17 protein-coding genes are annotated in these 15,604 nt (G+C 63.8%); 6 read left to right on the top strand and 11 right to left on the bottom strand.

Annotated elements, in window-relative coordinates; all coding sequences use genetic code 11:
• Positions 1-358 precede the first annotated feature (358 nt).
• The 4 genes from BLU15_RS38360 to BLU15_RS38345 all read left to right on the top strand — a co-directional run bounded on the left by BLU15_RS38360 (position 359) and on the right by BLU15_RS38345 (position 3,957).
• Positions 359-997, top strand: coding sequence for a VOC family protein (locus tag BLU15_RS38360; protein ID WP_060518124.1), 639 nt, complete (start codon positions 359-361; stop codon positions 995-997).
• A gap of 88 nt (positions 998-1,085) precedes the next feature.
• A complete protein-coding gene (locus tag BLU15_RS38355; protein WP_034799667.1) occupies positions 1,086-2,027 on the top strand; it encodes a GlxA family transcriptional regulator in 942 nt (313 codons plus the stop codon).
• A 154-nt stretch (positions 2,028-2,181) separates the two neighbouring features.
• Complete coding sequence (locus BLU15_RS38350; protein ID WP_034799669.1) at positions 2,182-3,234, top strand: alpha/beta fold hydrolase; 1,053 nt, start codon at positions 2,182-2,184, stop codon at positions 3,232-3,234.
• A gap of 306 nt (positions 3,235-3,540) precedes the next feature.
• Complete coding sequence (locus tag BLU15_RS38345) at positions 3,541-3,957, top strand: organic hydroperoxide resistance protein (RefSeq protein ID WP_090302503.1); 417 nt, start codon at positions 3,541-3,543, stop codon at positions 3,955-3,957.
• A gap of 187 nt (positions 3,958-4,144) precedes the next feature.
• Here BLU15_RS38345 and BLU15_RS38340 read toward each other — a convergent pair whose 3' ends face one another.
• From BLU15_RS38340 to BLU15_RS38315, 6 genes are all read right to left on the bottom strand, one after another.
• Positions 4,145-5,473 (bottom strand): sensor histidine kinase, encoded by a 1,329-nt coding sequence (locus tag BLU15_RS38340; protein WP_090302501.1) that lies wholly within the window; start codon positions 5,471-5,473, stop codon positions 4,145-4,147.
• Positions 5,470-6,210, bottom strand: a complete 741-nt coding sequence (locus tag BLU15_RS38335) for a response regulator (protein WP_034799675.1) — start codon at positions 6,208-6,210, stop codon at positions 5,470-5,472. Before BLU15_RS38335 ends, BLU15_RS38340 begins: the two co-directional genes overlap by 4 nt.
• 238 nt (positions 6,211-6,448) lie before the next feature.
• Positions 6,449-6,688 carry a tautomerase family protein gene (locus BLU15_RS38330; RefSeq protein ID WP_034799678.1) on the bottom strand — a complete coding sequence of 80 codons (240 nt, stop codon included), beginning with the start codon at positions 6,686-6,688 and terminating at the stop codon, positions 6,449-6,451.
• Between the two features lie 64 nt (positions 6,689-6,752).
• Entirely contained in the window at positions 6,753-7,466 is a 714-nt protein-coding gene (locus tag BLU15_RS38325; protein WP_090302499.1) for an SDR family NAD(P)-dependent oxidoreductase, read from the bottom strand.
• Positions 7,467-7,609: 143 nt separating this feature from the next.
• The gene (locus BLU15_RS38320; protein ID WP_090302498.1) at positions 7,610-8,542 is read right to left on the bottom strand and encodes a LysR family transcriptional regulator; all 933 of its coding nucleotides are present in this window, start codon (positions 8,540-8,542) and stop codon (positions 7,610-7,612) included.
• 107 nt (positions 8,543-8,649) lie between these two features.
• On the bottom strand, positions 8,650-9,678 hold the full coding sequence (locus BLU15_RS38315; protein WP_034799685.1) for an NAD(P)H-dependent flavin oxidoreductase: 1,029 nt from the start codon (positions 9,676-9,678) through the stop codon (positions 8,650-8,652).
• A 237-nt stretch (positions 9,679-9,915) separates the two neighbouring features.
• Here BLU15_RS38315 and BLU15_RS38310 point away from each other — a divergent pair, with 237 nt between their 5' ends.
• Positions 9,916-10,110 (top strand): hypothetical protein, encoded by a 195-nt coding sequence (locus tag BLU15_RS38310; protein ID WP_034799687.1) that lies wholly within the window; start codon positions 9,916-9,918, stop codon positions 10,108-10,110.
• A 15-nt stretch (positions 10,111-10,125) separates the two neighbouring features.
• On the opposite strand, the gene chrA is transcribed toward BLU15_RS38310, so the two are convergent.
• The 4 genes from chrA to BLU15_RS38290 all read right to left on the bottom strand — a co-directional run bounded on the left by chrA (position 10,126) and on the right by BLU15_RS38290 (position 13,858).
• A complete protein-coding gene (gene chrA, locus BLU15_RS38305; RefSeq protein WP_034799690.1) occupies positions 10,126-11,532 on the bottom strand; it encodes a chromate efflux transporter in 1,407 nt (468 codons plus the stop codon).
• A gap of 1 nt (position 11,533) precedes the next feature.
• Positions 11,534-12,355 carry a chromate resistance protein ChrB domain-containing protein gene (locus tag BLU15_RS38300; protein WP_034799692.1) on the bottom strand — a complete coding sequence of 274 codons (822 nt, stop codon included), beginning with the start codon at positions 12,353-12,355 and terminating at the stop codon, positions 11,534-11,536.
• A 287-nt stretch (positions 12,356-12,642) separates the two neighbouring features.
• Positions 12,643-13,401: an alpha/beta hydrolase gene (locus tag BLU15_RS38295; protein ID WP_034799694.1), complete on the bottom strand. Its 759-nt coding sequence runs from the start codon at positions 13,399-13,401 to the stop codon at positions 12,643-12,645.
• A gap of 190 nt (positions 13,402-13,591) precedes the next feature.
• On the bottom strand, positions 13,592-13,858 hold the full coding sequence (locus BLU15_RS38290) for a hypothetical protein (protein WP_034799696.1): 267 nt from the start codon (positions 13,856-13,858) through the stop codon (positions 13,592-13,594).
• Positions 13,859-14,009: 151 nt separating this feature from the next.
• On the opposite strand from BLU15_RS38290, the gene BLU15_RS38285 reads away from it, so the two are divergent.
• Complete coding sequence (locus tag BLU15_RS38285; protein ID WP_060518110.1) at positions 14,010-14,339, top strand: YciI family protein; 330 nt, start codon at positions 14,010-14,012, stop codon at positions 14,337-14,339.
• Here BLU15_RS38285 and BLU15_RS38280 read toward each other — a convergent pair.
• Positions 14,336-15,484: a sulfate/molybdate ABC transporter ATP-binding protein gene (locus BLU15_RS38280; protein WP_090302496.1), complete on the bottom strand. Its 1,149-nt coding sequence runs from the start codon at positions 15,482-15,484 to the stop codon at positions 14,336-14,338. The genes BLU15_RS38285 and BLU15_RS38280 overlap by 4 nt on opposite strands.
• Between the last annotated feature and the right edge of the window lie 120 nt (positions 15,485-15,604).

Here is a 15,604-nt window from a genome sequence, read left to right as displayed (position 1 = left end):
GCCTTCCAGATCCTGCGCGACCAGCGCGCTTACGAGCCGCGCGGCGAAAGCATCATCACGGAAGGCGCGTCAATGAAATCCCGACTGTCCTGATGACTTTCTAGCGAGCCTAGCAGTGCCGGGCTGCGCTCCTCAAGGAGAATGGGAAGCCGGGAGCCGAACGCCACTCTGTGACCGAAGCCAAGGCATCAGGTCACGCATTGGAGAATGGTTCAGAACCGAAGGACGGCCCTGTCCAGCGGAACGAAGACCATTGAGCCGATCGGCAAAAAAAGGCCGGTCAGAACAAAACCGAACCCAAGGAAAGCCGCCAACTCAAGGCGTTCTGCCCCTTGCGTTCTTTCATTGGAGAAGTGTCATGACAGGTGCAGATAGCAACAACAGAGCACCATCGGTCGATCTGAAGTTCGAGGTCGCCGTCATTCCGGTCGCGGATGTCGATCGCGCCAAAAATTTCTACGGTCGCCTCGGTTGGCGGCTCGATGCCGACTTTCCCGTCGGCGATGCGTTTCGCGTTGTGCAGTTCACTCCCCCGGGCTCGCCGGCATCGATCCACTTCGGCACCGGGCTGACCTCGGCTACGCCCGGTTCGGCGAGCGGCCTCTATCTGGTCGTTTCGGATATCGAAGCCGCGCGTGCGGAACTCGTCGAACGGGGCGCCGAGGTCAGCGACATCTTCCACCGCGAGGGCCCCGGAAAGCCAGCGATCAGCGGACGCGATCCCGCGCGCCGCAGCTACCGCTCCTATGCCACCTTCAGCGACCCCGACGGCAACGGCTGGCTGCTGCAAGAGGTGACCGAACGTCTGCCCGGGCGTGTGGATACCGAGGTGACGGACTTTGCTTCCGTCGGTGACCTTGCGGGGGCCCTGCGTCGCGCTGCCGCCGCCCATGGCGAGCACGAGAAGCGCAACGGTGGTGAGCACGACCATAACTGGCCGGATTGGTATGCGGCCTACATGGTGGCCGAACATGCGGGCAAGCCGCTTCCCGAATGAGCGCCGGCCATGACCGTCGCGTTTCCTCCATGGCGTAAATCTGCTATAAGCGGCCATTCCAGACAGAGTCGGACAGGGGTGGTGTGAGATGCACAGGATCGGCTACGTCGTCTTTCCGGGATTTCAGCTCATGGGGTTCGCGGCGGTCACCGCCTTCGAGATCGCCAACCTGACGCTTGGCGAACCAGCCTATGCGATCGAATTGCTGTCGGAGGCCGGCGGCGAGATCAAGGCGTCCGCCGGCTTCGGCGTGCTCACGAAGGCCTTCGACGACGCGGTCTATGACACCGTCATGTTCGGCGCGGGCACCGTGATCGAGCCGGTAACGCCGGGACTCGCCGCCTTCGCGCGCCATGCCTTGGAGGTCTCGCGCCGGGTGGCAGCCCCTTGCACAGGCGCCTTCATCCTCGCCGAGTCCGGACTGCTCGACGGTCGTCGCGCCACGACCCATTGGGTGTTCGCCCGTCAACTGCGCGAGCGATTTCCCGAGGTCAAGGTCGAGGAGGATCGTATCTTCATCGTCGATGGCAGCGTGTGGACCTCGGCCGGCATGACGGCAAGCATTGATCTCGCGCTGGCGATGATCGAGAAGGACCATGGCGAGGATGTCGCCCGTCAGGTGGCACGCAAGCTCGTCGTCTATCACCGGCGCGCCGGCGGCCAGTCGCAGTTTTCCGCCCTGCTGGAACTCGATCCGAAGTCGGACCGCATTCAGAAGTCGGTCAATTACGCCAAGGCCAACCTGCGAAACGTCCTCTCGGTAGACGAACTCGCGGACGCCGCGGGCTTAAGTGCGCGCCAGTTCAGTCGCGCCTTCCGTTCGGAGACCGGCCAGTCGCCGGCAAAAGCGGTCGAGCATCTGCGGGTGGAAGCCGCGCGGCTCTTGATGGAGCAGGGGCGTCACTCGATGGACGTGATTGCCGAGCAGACCGGTTTTTCCGATAGCGACCGCATGCGCCGGGCCTTCCTGCGCACGCTCGGGCAGCCGCCCCAGACGATCCGACGCAATGCGCGCGAAGGCGTTGCCTGACGGTAATAACCTGCCTTGAAAATGCGATTGTATCGCCGTGTATCCAGCCCCTGCGGTTTCTACACGTGCTTTCAATAGGACGCCGCCAAGCACACGCCCCAGATACACCAGCACTCCATTCGTGATGCCAGTTCAGTTCCCCGGAGGGTAGTCAATGTCGGACGAAATCAACCACCCGCGCCGTCGTTTCATCGGCGCAATCGCACTCTCGCTGGCGGCAACGCAGTTCGCATCGGCTGGCGCGGTCAGAGCGCAAGCGGGAGCCGGTGAGGCGCCGCGCCTACCCGCCGTCGCCCCGGGCACGAACAAGTCCTTCCCCGTCCTCAAGCAGATCGATGCGGGCGTGCTCAACGTCGGCTACGCCGAACTTGGCGCCAGCGATGCTCCTGCCGTGATCCTGCTGCACGGCTGGCCCTATGACGTTCACACCTATGTGGACGTGGCGCCGGTGCTCGCCAATGCCGGCTATCGCGTCATCGTTCCCTATCTGCGCGGCTATGGCACGACTCGGTTCCTGTCCGCCGAGACTCCAAGGAACGGCCAGCAGGCTGTGATCGCAACGGATATCATTGCCCTGATGGACGCGCTCAAGATCGAGAAGGCGGTCATCGGCGGCTGCGACTGGGGTGCGCGAACCGCCAACATCATCGCGGCCCTGTGGCCCGAGCGCTGCAAGGCGCTGGTCTCCGTCAGCGGCTATCTCATCGGCAGCCAGGAGGTGAACAGGAAGCCACTTTCGCCGCAGGGCGAGCTTGCCTGGTGGTACCAGTTCTACTTCGCCACCGAGCGGGGCTATGAGGGCTACAAGCAGAACCGAAAGGAATTCGCCCGGCTGATCTGGAAGCTTGCCTCGCCCAAGTGGAACTTCGACGACGCCACTTTCGACAGGAGTGCCGAGGCGCTTGAAAACCCCGATCATGTCGATATCTCGATCCACAACTACCGTTGGCGGCTCAGCCTGGCCGAGGGGGAAGCACAGTACGACGACCTCGAAAAGCGGCTGGCGCAGTTCCCTACCATTACCGTCCCGACCATCACGCTTGAGGGCGACGCCAATGGCGCGCCGCATCCCGATCCCGCCGCCTACGCCAAGCGTTTTTCCGGCAGATACGAGCATCGGCTGCTTGCCGGCGGCATCGGCCATAACCTGCCGCAGGAGGCGCCGCTCGCTTTTGCCGAGGCAATTGTCGCCGTCGATCGTTTCTAGTTTTTCTCCCGCAGATTGCGTGGAGGCGCGGGGCTCCGGTTCGCCGGCCCCGCGTTTTTTTGTGCGCGGTGATTGGAGACAGGGCCCGCCGGATGCGGCGCCGCGTCATGCTGGTGTGGCGCAATGGGCGACAACCACTTTCGGATGGACTTCGTATCAGCGTGTATCGGCGCCGGCACCTGGGCAGGTTTCCATACATTTTCGGGCGTCGATGAAACATCCGATACATTTTGAGGGCGCCAGATGCGTCTCGACAGTCGCAGGGCAATCGGGCCCGGACGGCAAACCTGTTGAAAGGAAAACACCATGAGCGCAGCTGAAAAGGTACTCTACACCGGCAAGACCCACACGACCGGCGGCCGCGACGGCGCTGCCCGCAGCGACGACGGACGCCTGGACACCAAGCTTTCCACGCCCGGCAGTTCCCGGCCGGGGACGAACCCGGAGCAACTTTTTGCCGCCGGTTGGTCCGCGTGTTTCATCGGCGCGATCGGTCTGGCGGCTGGCCAGTCGAAGGTCGCGCTTCCCGCCGACGTCGCCGTTGATGCCGAAGTGGATCTGCTGAACCGCGACGGCGGCTACTTCCTGAAGGCACGGCTGAATGTCAGCCTACCGGGGATCGACGCCGACGTCGCGCGTCGGCTCGTCGATGCCGCGCACCAGACCTGCCCCTATTCCAAGGCGACCCGGGGCCACATTGACGTGACGATCAATCTCGTCTGATCAGCACTACCTCTTGTCACCTCCGGAGCGGCGACCATCAGGGTCGCCGCTCTTTGCATCGGCCATGGGCGTGGCCGAGCCCGGCAAGCCTATTCTTCTTGAGCTTTTGATCTCAATCGTGACATTAGGAAAATAATATATGCGATTGTTTTATATCGCATTATACGGCGTTTTATGAAACTCCTCTCTACTGAGGGCGGATCACCAGCTCGCCCAAAAGGCCGCCGCCGTCACGATTGCGCAAGGTCAGAGACGCGTTGATGGAGACTGCCAACTGCTGGGCGATGGCGAGACCAAGTCCGGTCCCGCCGGTCTCGCGATTGCGGGAATCCTCCAGCCGGACGAAGGGTTTCAAAACGGCGCCCAGTTGATCATCCGGGATGCCCGGCCCGCGGTCGAGCACGCTGATAACCACCGTATCGTCAGCAAGCCGCCGTGCCTCGATCTCGGCGCTGCCTGCGAATTTGAGCGCGTTGTCGACGAGGTTGGTGAGAATGCGCCTGAGCGCCTGCGGCCGGGTTGTGACCGTGCCGCCATCGATATCGCTGGCGCTGACGGACTTGCCGGTGTCCTGATAATCGTAGACGAGGCTTTCAATAAATGAGGCGAGGTCGACGCGCGTCGATTTCTCGACATTGCCGTGGGCGCTGCGGGCATAGGCAACGCCTTCTTTCACCAGGCTTTCGATCTGGCCGAGGTCTTGGATCAGCTTCTCCCGATCGGCGAAATCCTCGGCCATTTCCGCGCGCAGCTTCATGCGGGTGATCGGCGTCTGCAGGTCGTGGGAAATGGCTGCAAGGATCTGGACACGTTCTTCAAGATACTGGGCGATGCGGTCGCGCATGGCATTGAAAGCGGTTGCCGCATAGGCGACCTCCGTCGGGCCGGTCTCACTGAGCCGCGGCGTGTTGCGGTTTGGGTCGAGCGTGTCGGCCGCTGCGGCAAGGTTGACGAGCGGGCGGACGGCCTGCCGCATGGCAAACCAGCTGCAGAAAAGCAGAAGCGCGAGTTGCGCCAGCAGCACGTAAGGCAGCCAGTCGGCGAGCGGCATTACCCCCTTGGGATAGACGTCGATCGTCAGCGGCGAGCCGTCGCTCAATGTCAGATGCGCCTGCACGTGGCGGCGATCGCCGGGGATCGTCTCGATGGTGACCGGATATTTCGGGCCAGTCGCGCGCTGGATGTTGGCGGAGAGCTCCGCGGTGGCCGGATCGACCGACGCGTTGCCGGGCACGCCCGGTCCGAGAATGAAGCCGTAGTTGTCGCGGCTGAGGCGATTGAGCCAGGAGGCACGCTCGTCCGCGGGCAGGCGGTCGAGGATTGCGATCGAGGTCGCTATGTCGTTTTCGAGCGTGTTGAACATGACAGACTTGGCTGACATGTAGCGCTCGAAGAACAGAACTGTGAACGACATCACATGTGCGATGGCGAGGCCGGCCAGCAGAATAACAAAGAGCCGCGCCCTGAGCGTGCGCGGCCATAGTCGAAAGCCTCTTTCAGCAGCGTTCGCGGTCATTCGCGCGCCTCCACGATCTCGATCGGCACCGAGAAGACATAGCCTTCGCTGCGCACCGTCTTGATGTAGGCCGGCTCGCGGGCGTCGTCGCCGAGTCGCTGGCGGACCCGGCTGACGAGCAGGTCGATCGAGCGGTCGAAGAGATCGGCCTCGCGGCCTTGCGTGAGATTGAGCAGCTGGTCGCGGTTGAGTACGCGCTGGGGGTGGTCGATGAACACCTTCAGCAGCCGATACTCCGCTCCGCTCAGCGCGATCACGGTGCCATCAGCATCGATCAGGTGCCGCGCCGTCGTGTCGAGCTTCCATCGGCCGAAGCGCAGCAACTGCCCGGCCTCCGAAATCTGCAGGTTGGGCGGCAGCATGCGCGCGCGCCGAAGCACGGCCTTGATACGGGCCAGCAGTTCGCGCGCGGAGAATGGCTTGGAGAGATAATCGTCGGCACCCATTTCGAGCCCGAGAATGCGATCCATCTCGTCCGAGCGGGCGGTCAGCATGATGATCGGGATCGCTTTATGCTTGCCGGCGCGCAGCTCGCGGCTGAGCACCAACCCGTCGTCGCCCGGCATCATCACGTCGAGGACGATCAGATCGACGGTATCGCCTTCGAGGAAGCTGCGCATCTGTCGCCCGTCGGCGACCGCGGTCGCGCGCAGGCCGTTTTTCTTCAGGTAGCTCGACACGAGTTCCCGGATCTCTCGGTCGTCGTCGACAATCAGCACATGGTCGATATGCTCCATCGAGCAAACTCCTCAAGTCGGTTTGGTCTTCGCATGGTGCCGCCGCTTCTGGGCGAGGGGGCTGTGCCACTTGCTCTGTCTGGTTGACGCTCTGGATATGTCGTCGGTGTGTTCGCAACATCCAGACTTGCATGCGAATGTAATGCAAGCGCCTGCAGATACATTTCGACACAATTTCACAAAGGAAACCCGCCGCTTGCTGTCAAGCGGCGGGTCGTGGGAACTGTGGCTGATCGCGTCAGGCTTTAGCTTTTGCAGCAAGCTGCGCGCGATACTGGGCGGTGGGCAGGCCGCCCCAGCCCCAATTGTCGAGGTCGACTTCCTCGATGACCACATAGGTCGATTCCAGCGGCTTGTTGAGCACGTCGAGCAGCACTTGGCTGACGCCTTTGATGATCTCGGCCTTTTCCTCCGCCGTCACCGTTTGACGCTCCGGCGTGGTGCCCTCGCGGGTCACCTGAACTGTTACGATCGGCATTGCCGTCTCCTTTCTGGAACTTGATGGCACCCAAGGTGCCGCGTTTGTTTGGAGAGTTACGGGCCTACCAGCGTCCGGCGTTCTGGCCGCCGTCCACATGCAGGATCTCGCCCGTTACGAAGCCGGCACCCTCCAGGTAGAGAACGGCGTCGACGATATCGCGGATCTCGCCCATTCGTCCGACCGGGTGAAGTGTCGAAAGCGCCGCATGCGTTTCCGGCGCGTGCATCGGCGTCTTGATGATGCCGGGCGAAACCGCGTTGACGCGAACGCCTGAAGTCGCGAATTCGATCGCGAGCGCCTGGGTTACCGAATTCAGGCCGCCCTTGGTGATGGAGGCAAGCGCGGCGGGCACGCCGGCGATCGGCTGGTTGACGAGGCTGGTAGTGATGCTGACGATGTGGCCGGAGCCCTGCTTCAGCATCTCGCGGGCGGCGTGCTGGGTAATATGGAAGAAGCCGGCGACATTGACGCTCATGTTCAGGTCGTAGTCTTCCTGGCTGAAGTCCGTGAACGGCTTGGCGGTGAAGACGCCGGCATTGTTGACCAGGGTGTCGATGCGGCCGAACCGTTCGAGGCCCTGGCGCACGACGCGCTCGGCGGTCTCGGGATTTCCGATATCGCCTGCAACGGCGAGGATGCCAGCATCCGCGCTCTCCCTAATCGAGCGCGACGTGGCGATGACACGGTAGTTGCGATCGCGGTAGGCCTGCACCAGGGCGGCGCCGATACCCTGCGATGCACCGGTGATGATGGCGACCTTCTGTTCGTTGCTCATGGATGTGATCCTTCTTCGATTGCAACGGGCGTTCGTGCAGCCCGTCCCTTCGCCCTCGGCGTTGGTGCAATCAGATTTAGACCCATCCGGCCTGTGGGAGAATTGACGACAATCGGCGGTCAATCAACCGAAATTCGGCATAATCAGTCAAGCGTGCCAGCTTCCATCGCCATGCGTGCGAACTCGGTTCTGAGACGCGGCAAGGCGAAATCCGCGAAGGCGCGAACTTTGGGAACCGACATGCGGCCCTGCGGTGCCAGAAGATGAACCGGCATCGGCGGATGCTCGGCATCGGCCAGCACGATCTTCAACTGTCCGTCGTGGACATGGCGCGCGACATGGTAGGAGTAGAGCCGGGTAAGGCCGGTGCCCGCAACGGCGGAATCGACCGCTGCGCGCACGCTGTTGACGATGTAGCGCGGCGTGAACTGCACCGTGCGCGGGATCAGCGAACCCTCGGCCGGCGTAAAGGCCCAGGAATCAAGGCCGAAATTGGTGAAGGCGACGATCTGGTGCTTGGCGAGGTCGGCCGGCTCGTTGATGCGGGGATGACTGGCGAGATAGCGTGGGGAAGCGACGACGACGCGCCTGATATCGCCGCCGATGCGTGTTGAGATCAGCGAAGAATCCGCGAGGTGCCCTATGCGCAGCGCGATATCGACGCCTTCGTCGACAAGGTTCACGAAGCGGTCGAGCAGCAGCAACCTGGCCGAAACCGCCGGGTAGAGATTGAGGAAGTCGTCGAGGATCGGGCGCAGCATCTCTTCACCGAGGATCGGCGGCGATGAGATCGTTACCGTGCCGCGCGGAGCCGCGCGCTCGCCGCCTGCGAGCATATCGGCCTCTTCGAGATCGACCAGCACCCGCCGGCAGGCGGCTGCATAGCGCTGGCCCGCTTCACTGAGTTTCAGCGAGCGGGTCGTCCGGTGCAGCAGTTCGACACCGACATGGGCTTCGAGCAGGTTCAGCGCGCGGCTGACGGCCGTTGGCGATCGCTTCAGCCGACGGGCCGCACCCGCAAGGCTGCCTTCGTCAATCGCCGTGACGAAGACCTTCATCGCATCGATACGATCCATTCTGCCGACTTTCGCAAGAGATGACGTCAATCAGCAAGAATTCGTCTGCAAGACGGCGGAAGTAAAGGGCCGACAGCACTGCATAGGAGAGTGCTGTAACTTCTGAGCTACGCCGGAAAGAGGCGAGCGATCAAATCGGACGCGGAGCCCTGCCAAAGCTCGCCCTTGCCGGTTCCCGACCACAAGGACAGAAAGTCTGGCGACCCCTTCGCGGTGGACGCCGCTCTGATGTCACGCGTGAACTTGTTCTGGGCCGGAAAGGGCATTACGGCGGCGGCATCCACCTCGTTCATGAAACGGTTTTCGACGCCGCGCGCAAACCGGCCGGAAAAGGCCCGCGTCGTTCGCGTCTTCCGCTCCGTGCCCTCTAGCGCCGCGCGATAGGGGGCCGACGTCCCAGCTTCGGCGGTCTTGAGGAAGGCCGTACCCATCTGCACGGCGCTGGCGCCTTTTGCGAGAACGGCTTGGATGTCGGAACCCGTCATGATCCCCCCCGCGGCGATGAGCGGTACCTTGACCTTTCCCAGGCTCCAGGCGAGCAGGTCTTCAAGGCCGATTTCGCTGTCCTCGGCGGACGGGTCGAAGATACCTCGATGCCCGCCGGCCTCGTATCCCTGCAGCGTGATGGCATCGACGCCGCTCTCTTCGAGTGCCAGGGCTTCCTCGGGCGTCGTTGCCGTGCCGATGATCAGCATTCCTGCGTCACGAGCAGCGCGCATGTGCTCGGCGGGCAGAACGCCAAAGACGAAGCTCAGCGCCGCAGGCTTTGCCCGCAGCACCGCCTCGAACTGCGCGTCGAAATCCTCTTCGTAGGGCGCTGCAAATTCCGGCGTGGGCAGGCCGAGTTCGACGCGGTATCCCGCCGTCGCGCGCCGGGCGCGCTCGAGCGCCGCGGCGTCGATCTTCGGCTGCGGATGCTGGATGAAGAGGTTTATGGCGAAGGGACAATCTGTCCGGGCACGCACGGCCTGGGCGAACTCTACGATCGCCGGCGGGCTCGAATAGGCCGCGCCGATCGAGCCGAGCGCGCCGGCGGCGGAAGAGGCTGCCACGAGCGCCGGCGACGAAGGACCTCCGGCCATCGGCGCGACGATCAGGGGATGTCTCAGGCCGAGTTTCGAAAGGGTGCCCTGCATAGTCGTGTCCTCGCTGCGTGTTGCCTGCCATCTGGCAGCGCTGCAGAGGTAGGGTGAGCGGTTACGGACGCAAGGGCAGGCGCCACAGTTTACCCGAATATCTTGTGGGTCGCTCGCGGCAGGTATGGCGGAGGCGATGGCCCCCTCGGGACCGTCGATCGCGCGGCAACTGTTGCAACACAGTCGGTTGACTGGCACTGTCGCTCGGTGGCGAGAGACCTTTCCAAGGAGCCCGCGATGTCGCGACAGACGGACAAGCAAGAGACACTTCCGAGCCTTGTCGAACACTACCGGCCCGTGCAGCTGAAGGCCGTGCTTGCGGCTTGCGCAATAAAGCACCGCGAGCCTCCGCCGCCATTACCGGAGGAGCGCCACTACGGATCGCAATTGCCGGAGGGATTTCACCTGCCGCAATCTGTCTACGACGACTGAGCGCCGGCTCCGCCCTCAGTTCGTTGCCAGCGTCCAGGCCATGCCGGCGAGCGCGCAGGCAAGCAGCGTGGTTATGACCGACACATTGAAGCGGAAGATCGCCACGCCGGCCGCGAGCGTCAGCAGCAGTGACGGCAACACCAGCGACCCTAGGACCGGAATATCGAGCGCCAACGGCCCGAGCGTCCAGGGGGCGACTTCGGCAAACAGCGTGTGCAGGCCAAACCAGACCGCAAGGTTGAGGATGACCCCGACGACGGCGGCGGTGATCGCCGACATGGCGCCGGTCAGCGCGACGTTGTTGCGCAACCGCTCGATGAAGGGCGCGCCCAGGAAGATCCAGAGAAAGCAGGGAACGAAGGTGACCCAGGTCGTCAGCATCGCTCCGAGGGTCGCAGCCGCCATGGGCGAAAGCGTGCCGGGATCGCGATAGGCACCCATGAAGCCGACGAACTGGACGACCATGATCAGCGGCCCAGGCGTCGTCTCGGCCATGCCGAGCCCGTCAAGCATCTCGCCCGGCTTCAGCCAGCCGTAGTGCTGCACCGCTTCTTGGGCGACATAGGCAAGTACGGCATAGGCGCCACCGAAGGTGACCACCGCCATCTGGCTGAAGAAGAGGCCAATCTGGCTGAAGACGTTGCCCGTGCCGAGAATGGCGACGAGCAACGCCAGCGGCACCAGCCACAGGGCAAGCAGGATCGCCGAGATCCGCAGCGACCAGGCGAGGTTCGGGCGCGCATGCGCGGGAATTTCGTCGCCGAGCACGGAGTCTTCGTCCTTGAGCACCGGACCCGTGCTGGCCTTGTGGCCTCCGCCGATGCGAAAGAAATCCGAGCCGGAACGTGCACCGATGTAGCCAAGCACCCCGGCTGCAAGAATGATGAGCGGGAAGGGGACCCGGAAAACGAAGATGGCGATGAAGGCGGCTGCGGCAATGCCGATCATCACCTTGTTCTTCAGTGCTCGCCCGCCGATGCGGAAGACGGCCTGAACGACGACCGCGAGCACCGCGGCCTTCAGACCGAAGAAAAGGCCCTCGACGACCGTGACATTGCCGAAGGCGGCGTAGATGTAGCTCAGGCCCAGGATCGCGAGGAACCCCGGAAGCACGAAGAGGATGCCGGCGACAAGGCCGCCGGCGGTGCGATGCAGGAGCCAGCCGATATAGACGGCAAGCTGTTGCGCCTCGGGTCCCGGCAGAAGCATGCAGTAGTTGAGCGCGTGCAGGAAACGGTGTTCGCCGATCCAGCGCTTTTCATCGACCAGGATGCGGTGCATGACGGCGATCTGTCCAGCCGGCCCGCCGAAGCTCAGCGCCGCAATCCGCGCCCAGACCCGGACCGCTTCGCCGAAGGAGATGCCGTGGCTTTCCCGTTGCCGCGCCGGTCCCGGCGCGGCCCTGTCCGCAATGTCGGTCATCTCAGGCGTCCTTCTTGGCCGAGGGCCAGTTGTGGGTCTCGTTGGTAGCATCCCGGCACCAGCGATAGAAGGCGTCGTAGAGCAGCATACCGGCGTCCAGCTGTTCCAGATCGTCCGCATACATGCGCGAAAGCCCGAGCGAGGCAGCAAGCAGGCCAGAGGCCTCCGGCGCGAGTTCCAGGCGGGCGGTATCGGCGGCCCGCACGATCCTGGCGAGCCGCAGCAACGGGGCCGTGGCAAGCCCGAATTCCTCGACCATGACGTCGAAGGTGCAGCGCTCGCCGCGGTGGCTCCAGCGCACGGGCGCGTCGATGTCGAACGGTGTCGCCCGGAAGCGCTCGCCGACCATCTCCACTTCCGACGGCGCTACGTAAAGGAAAACGGCATGCGGATCGACGAAGCGCCGGATCAGCCAGGGGCAGGCGATGCGGTCGATCTTCGGCCGCGCCCGGGTGACCCAGACCGTGTGCCCTTGGGCGTTCCGTTCCGGTAGAGCCGAAGACGGCACGGCGGGGCTGCCGCCTTCGACCCACGCCTCGAACCCGCCTTCGAGCACATCGGCGGAGATGCCGGCATTGCGCAGCCAGGCGGCAACGCCATGGCTGAGCTTCTTGCCCTGCTGGCAGATGACGATCGCCGACGCTTTGTCGACGTCGTGTGTCCAGTCCTGCACAGTGCGATAGTCGCGCCGGGCGGATCCCGGGACGAGACGTGGATCGGCGTCGAAGTCCTCGTCGACGCGAACGTCGATCAGCGCGGGACAGTTCGGCGTGCCGATGAGGCGAGCGAGTTTTTCCGATGATATTTCGAGATACGACGACATGACGCGTCCTCCGGATGAGCGGTTCTATGGACGCGATGCTTCGGCTGGCGCCTCATGGGGTGATCGCACCCCCATCCGCGAAGTTTGCCGCCGTTGGCCGCACGCTGTCAAGCCGCGCTTCGGCGGCGACTTTACGGGACATGGCGAAAGCGCTTCGCACTGAGGCGTGATCCGAGGCAAACTACCGAAGGATTGTTACAGGTCTTTGGCGGCAGATCTCAGTTACCGTCAAGGAAGCGACCTGAGTGCCGAAGGTCACACTCAGGTCGCGGAGAACGGCATTCGGGCTATTTGCCGGCCTCGTTGGCTGCGGCCTCGATGACGCCCGCAACCTTCTCCGGTTGCGACGCAAAGACAGCGTGGCTGGCCTTGATTTCGGTCACCTGGCTGCCGGCGCGCTTGGCCATGCTTCTCTCCAGGTCCGGGTTGATGGCGCGGTCATCGGTCGCGACGATCGACCAGCTTTTCTTGGTGCGCCAGGCGGGGTCGCCGACCTTGGCGGCGAAGACCTCCTTGGCGGCAAGGACCTGCGATTTCGCCGCAAAGGCCGCCTCCGCCGCAGGCAAATCGGCGGCGAAGTCGGCCGGAAACGCCTTTGGGTCGAGATAGAGATACTTGCCGTCCGGGGTTTCGCGCACGCTCATGGCGGCCGCAGGTTTCGATCCGGCGAGCGCTGCAAGGTTTTCGCCCTTGTCGGGCTGAAAGGCGGCCACATAGACCAGGCCTTCGACCTTGCTATGGTGTCCGGCCTCGGTGATGACCATGCCGCCATAGCTGTGGCCGACGAGCAGGGTCGGGCCATCCTGGAGATCGAGGATGCGGTTCGTCGCCTCGATGTCCGCGCCGAGCGACGTCAGCGGCTCCTGGACGACGGTCACGTTGAAGCCGCGGCGCCCGAGGATTTCGGAGGCTTCTCTCCAGCCGGAACCGTCGGCAAAAGCGCCGTGAACGATGACGATGTTCTTGATCTCGGCTGCTTGCGCTGCGAAAGCGACGACGCTTGTCGCCAAGGCAAGCGCGATGGTCGGGAGGATGCGGTGGTTCATGCGATCGTTCCTTCTTCTGTTCGTGAGGCAACGATCGCAATCTGTTCAGGCGAGGTATCCCGGATGTGTCGGTCTTCGCCGCAATATGTACCGCATTGTAGCGGCTCAATCTCGACGCCATGGCGAGAGGCCGAAGCGCGGTCTTTCACCCTGCGTGGCAAGGTACAGAGGCACACCGCGCGAAGGCGCGCTACGATTCAACCAGGATCACAAGCGATGACGGCACAACCCCGTCATAGGCCATGGCGTCCACCGCAGCCTGGCTTTGCATCGCCTGCGAGAGGGCGCCAATATCGGGAACATCCATCATGACGGCCACGCGCGTCGGGTCCTTTGGGTCGACGAAGGTCCGGATGTTGGTGATGCCGAGCGCGCCGAAGAGTTCCTTGCGTCTCGGCGATTTCAGCCAGTGATCGGCGCCTTTGGTAATGTTGTGATGGGCGATGATGGTCGGCATCGGATCCTCCCTCTTTTGACGCTGTGCACCGGCGTCGCAACTTTCCCGGCGCATCCGCGTTCCTTCAACGGAACGGCCTGAAGGCCGGGCTGTCAATTAGCCCGTCAGAGGTAGGCGCGTTTTTTCTCTGGCAACTTGAAGGAAGAGGTTCATGCCGAAATTTATCACCATCGGATACGGCGATCGCGCCGGCTACGATCGCACGGCGGCAGTGGTGCGCGATGCGGCGCATGCGCATGACGCGCGACTTCAGGCCGATGGCGTGTTGATGGGGATTGCCGGCGCGCCCGTGCAGGTGCGCAATGCGGATGCGGCGCGGGTCGAAACCAAGAATGGTCCGTTCCTGTCATCCCCGTTGCCGGTGGCCGGTTTCGCGGTGATCGAGGCGGCCGATCTCGACGAAGCCATCGCCCTGGTTTCGCAGACACCCTGCGCCGTTGCTCACGGCGTGGTCGAAGTCTGGCCGCTTAAACTTCCCTAGGGAGTCGCCCAGGAGACCTGAGCGGCGAGCATGGATTCGGCCTCATCGGCCGTCTGGCGCTGGGATTCCGTGGCTCCGGCCGGAGCGATCTTCATCTCCGGTCGACCTTCCCTGAAGATCTTCCACTTTGTCGGTCGGAAGGCGATGCGGCTGTGGTCGCCGGCAGCGGCGCGCTCGGGCGAGAGTTCGATCTCGACATGCGGATGGTTGCGGCCAAGGTCGAGTTCGAGATGACGGGTGCCGGCAACCCGGCGGCTGGCGGCAACGAGGCCGGCAAGGCAACCGCCGGAGCCGTCGATCAGCTCGATGTCGTGCGGGCGGAAGTGCAGTTTCGCGGGGCCGTCGGGCTCGGACGGGGCGCGCAGCCCGATCGGCCGATCCTCGAACCAGATCTCGCCGTTCTGCAGCGTAACATTGAGGCAGTTCGACTGGCCGATGAAGCCGTAGACGAAGGGCGAGACCGGATGGTCGTAGATCTCGTCGGGGGTGCCGACCTGTTCGATCACACCCTTGCTCATGACGACGACGCGGTCGGCGAGCTCCAGCGCCTCGTCCTGGTCATGGGTGACGAAGATCGTCGTGTGGCCGGTGCGGTCGTGAATGTCGCGCAGCCACTTGCGCAGTTCTTTCCGGACCTGCGCGTCGAGCGCGCCGAAGGGCTCGTCGAGCAGAAGCACGTTCGGTTCCACCGCCATGGCGCGGGCGAGCGCCACGCGCTGGCGCTGGCCACCCGAGAGCTGCGCCGGATAGCGCTTGTCGAGGCCGGAGAGCTGGACGAGGTCGAGCAGATCGAGGGCGCGCTTGCGGATCTCGGCCGACGGCGGTCTGCGGTTCGACGGGCGCACCTTGAGGCCGAAGGCGACGTTGTCGAGCACGGTCATGTGGCGGAACAGGGCATAGTGCTGGAAGACAAAGCCGATGTTGCGCTCCTGCACGGTCTTTTGCGAGGCATCCTCGTCGCCGAAGAAGATCGTGCCTTCGGTCGGGCTTTCGAGCCCGGCAACGAGACGCAGAAGTGTGGTCTTGCCGGAGCCGGAGGGGCCGAGCAGCGCGATCAGCTCGCCGGAGCGGATGTCGAGCGAGACGTCGTCGAGCGCCGGGAAGCGGCCGAATTCCTTGCGGATGTTGTGAACGCGCACGTCCATGACAATACCTTTCGAATGCCGGCTTTCCCGGTCAGTGCCTGCGGCTGGCGGCGATCTCGGCGCTGTAGCGGATCTCCAGCGCCGTCTTCAAAATCAGGGTGATCAGCGCCAGCAGCGCCA

This window comes from Ensifer sp. YR511 (genome assembly GCF_900103045.1).
Classification (GTDB): domain Bacteria; phylum Pseudomonadota; class Alphaproteobacteria; order Rhizobiales; family Rhizobiaceae; genus Ensifer; species Ensifer adhaerens.
This window is presented reverse-complemented; position numbering and strand designations above follow the sequence as displayed.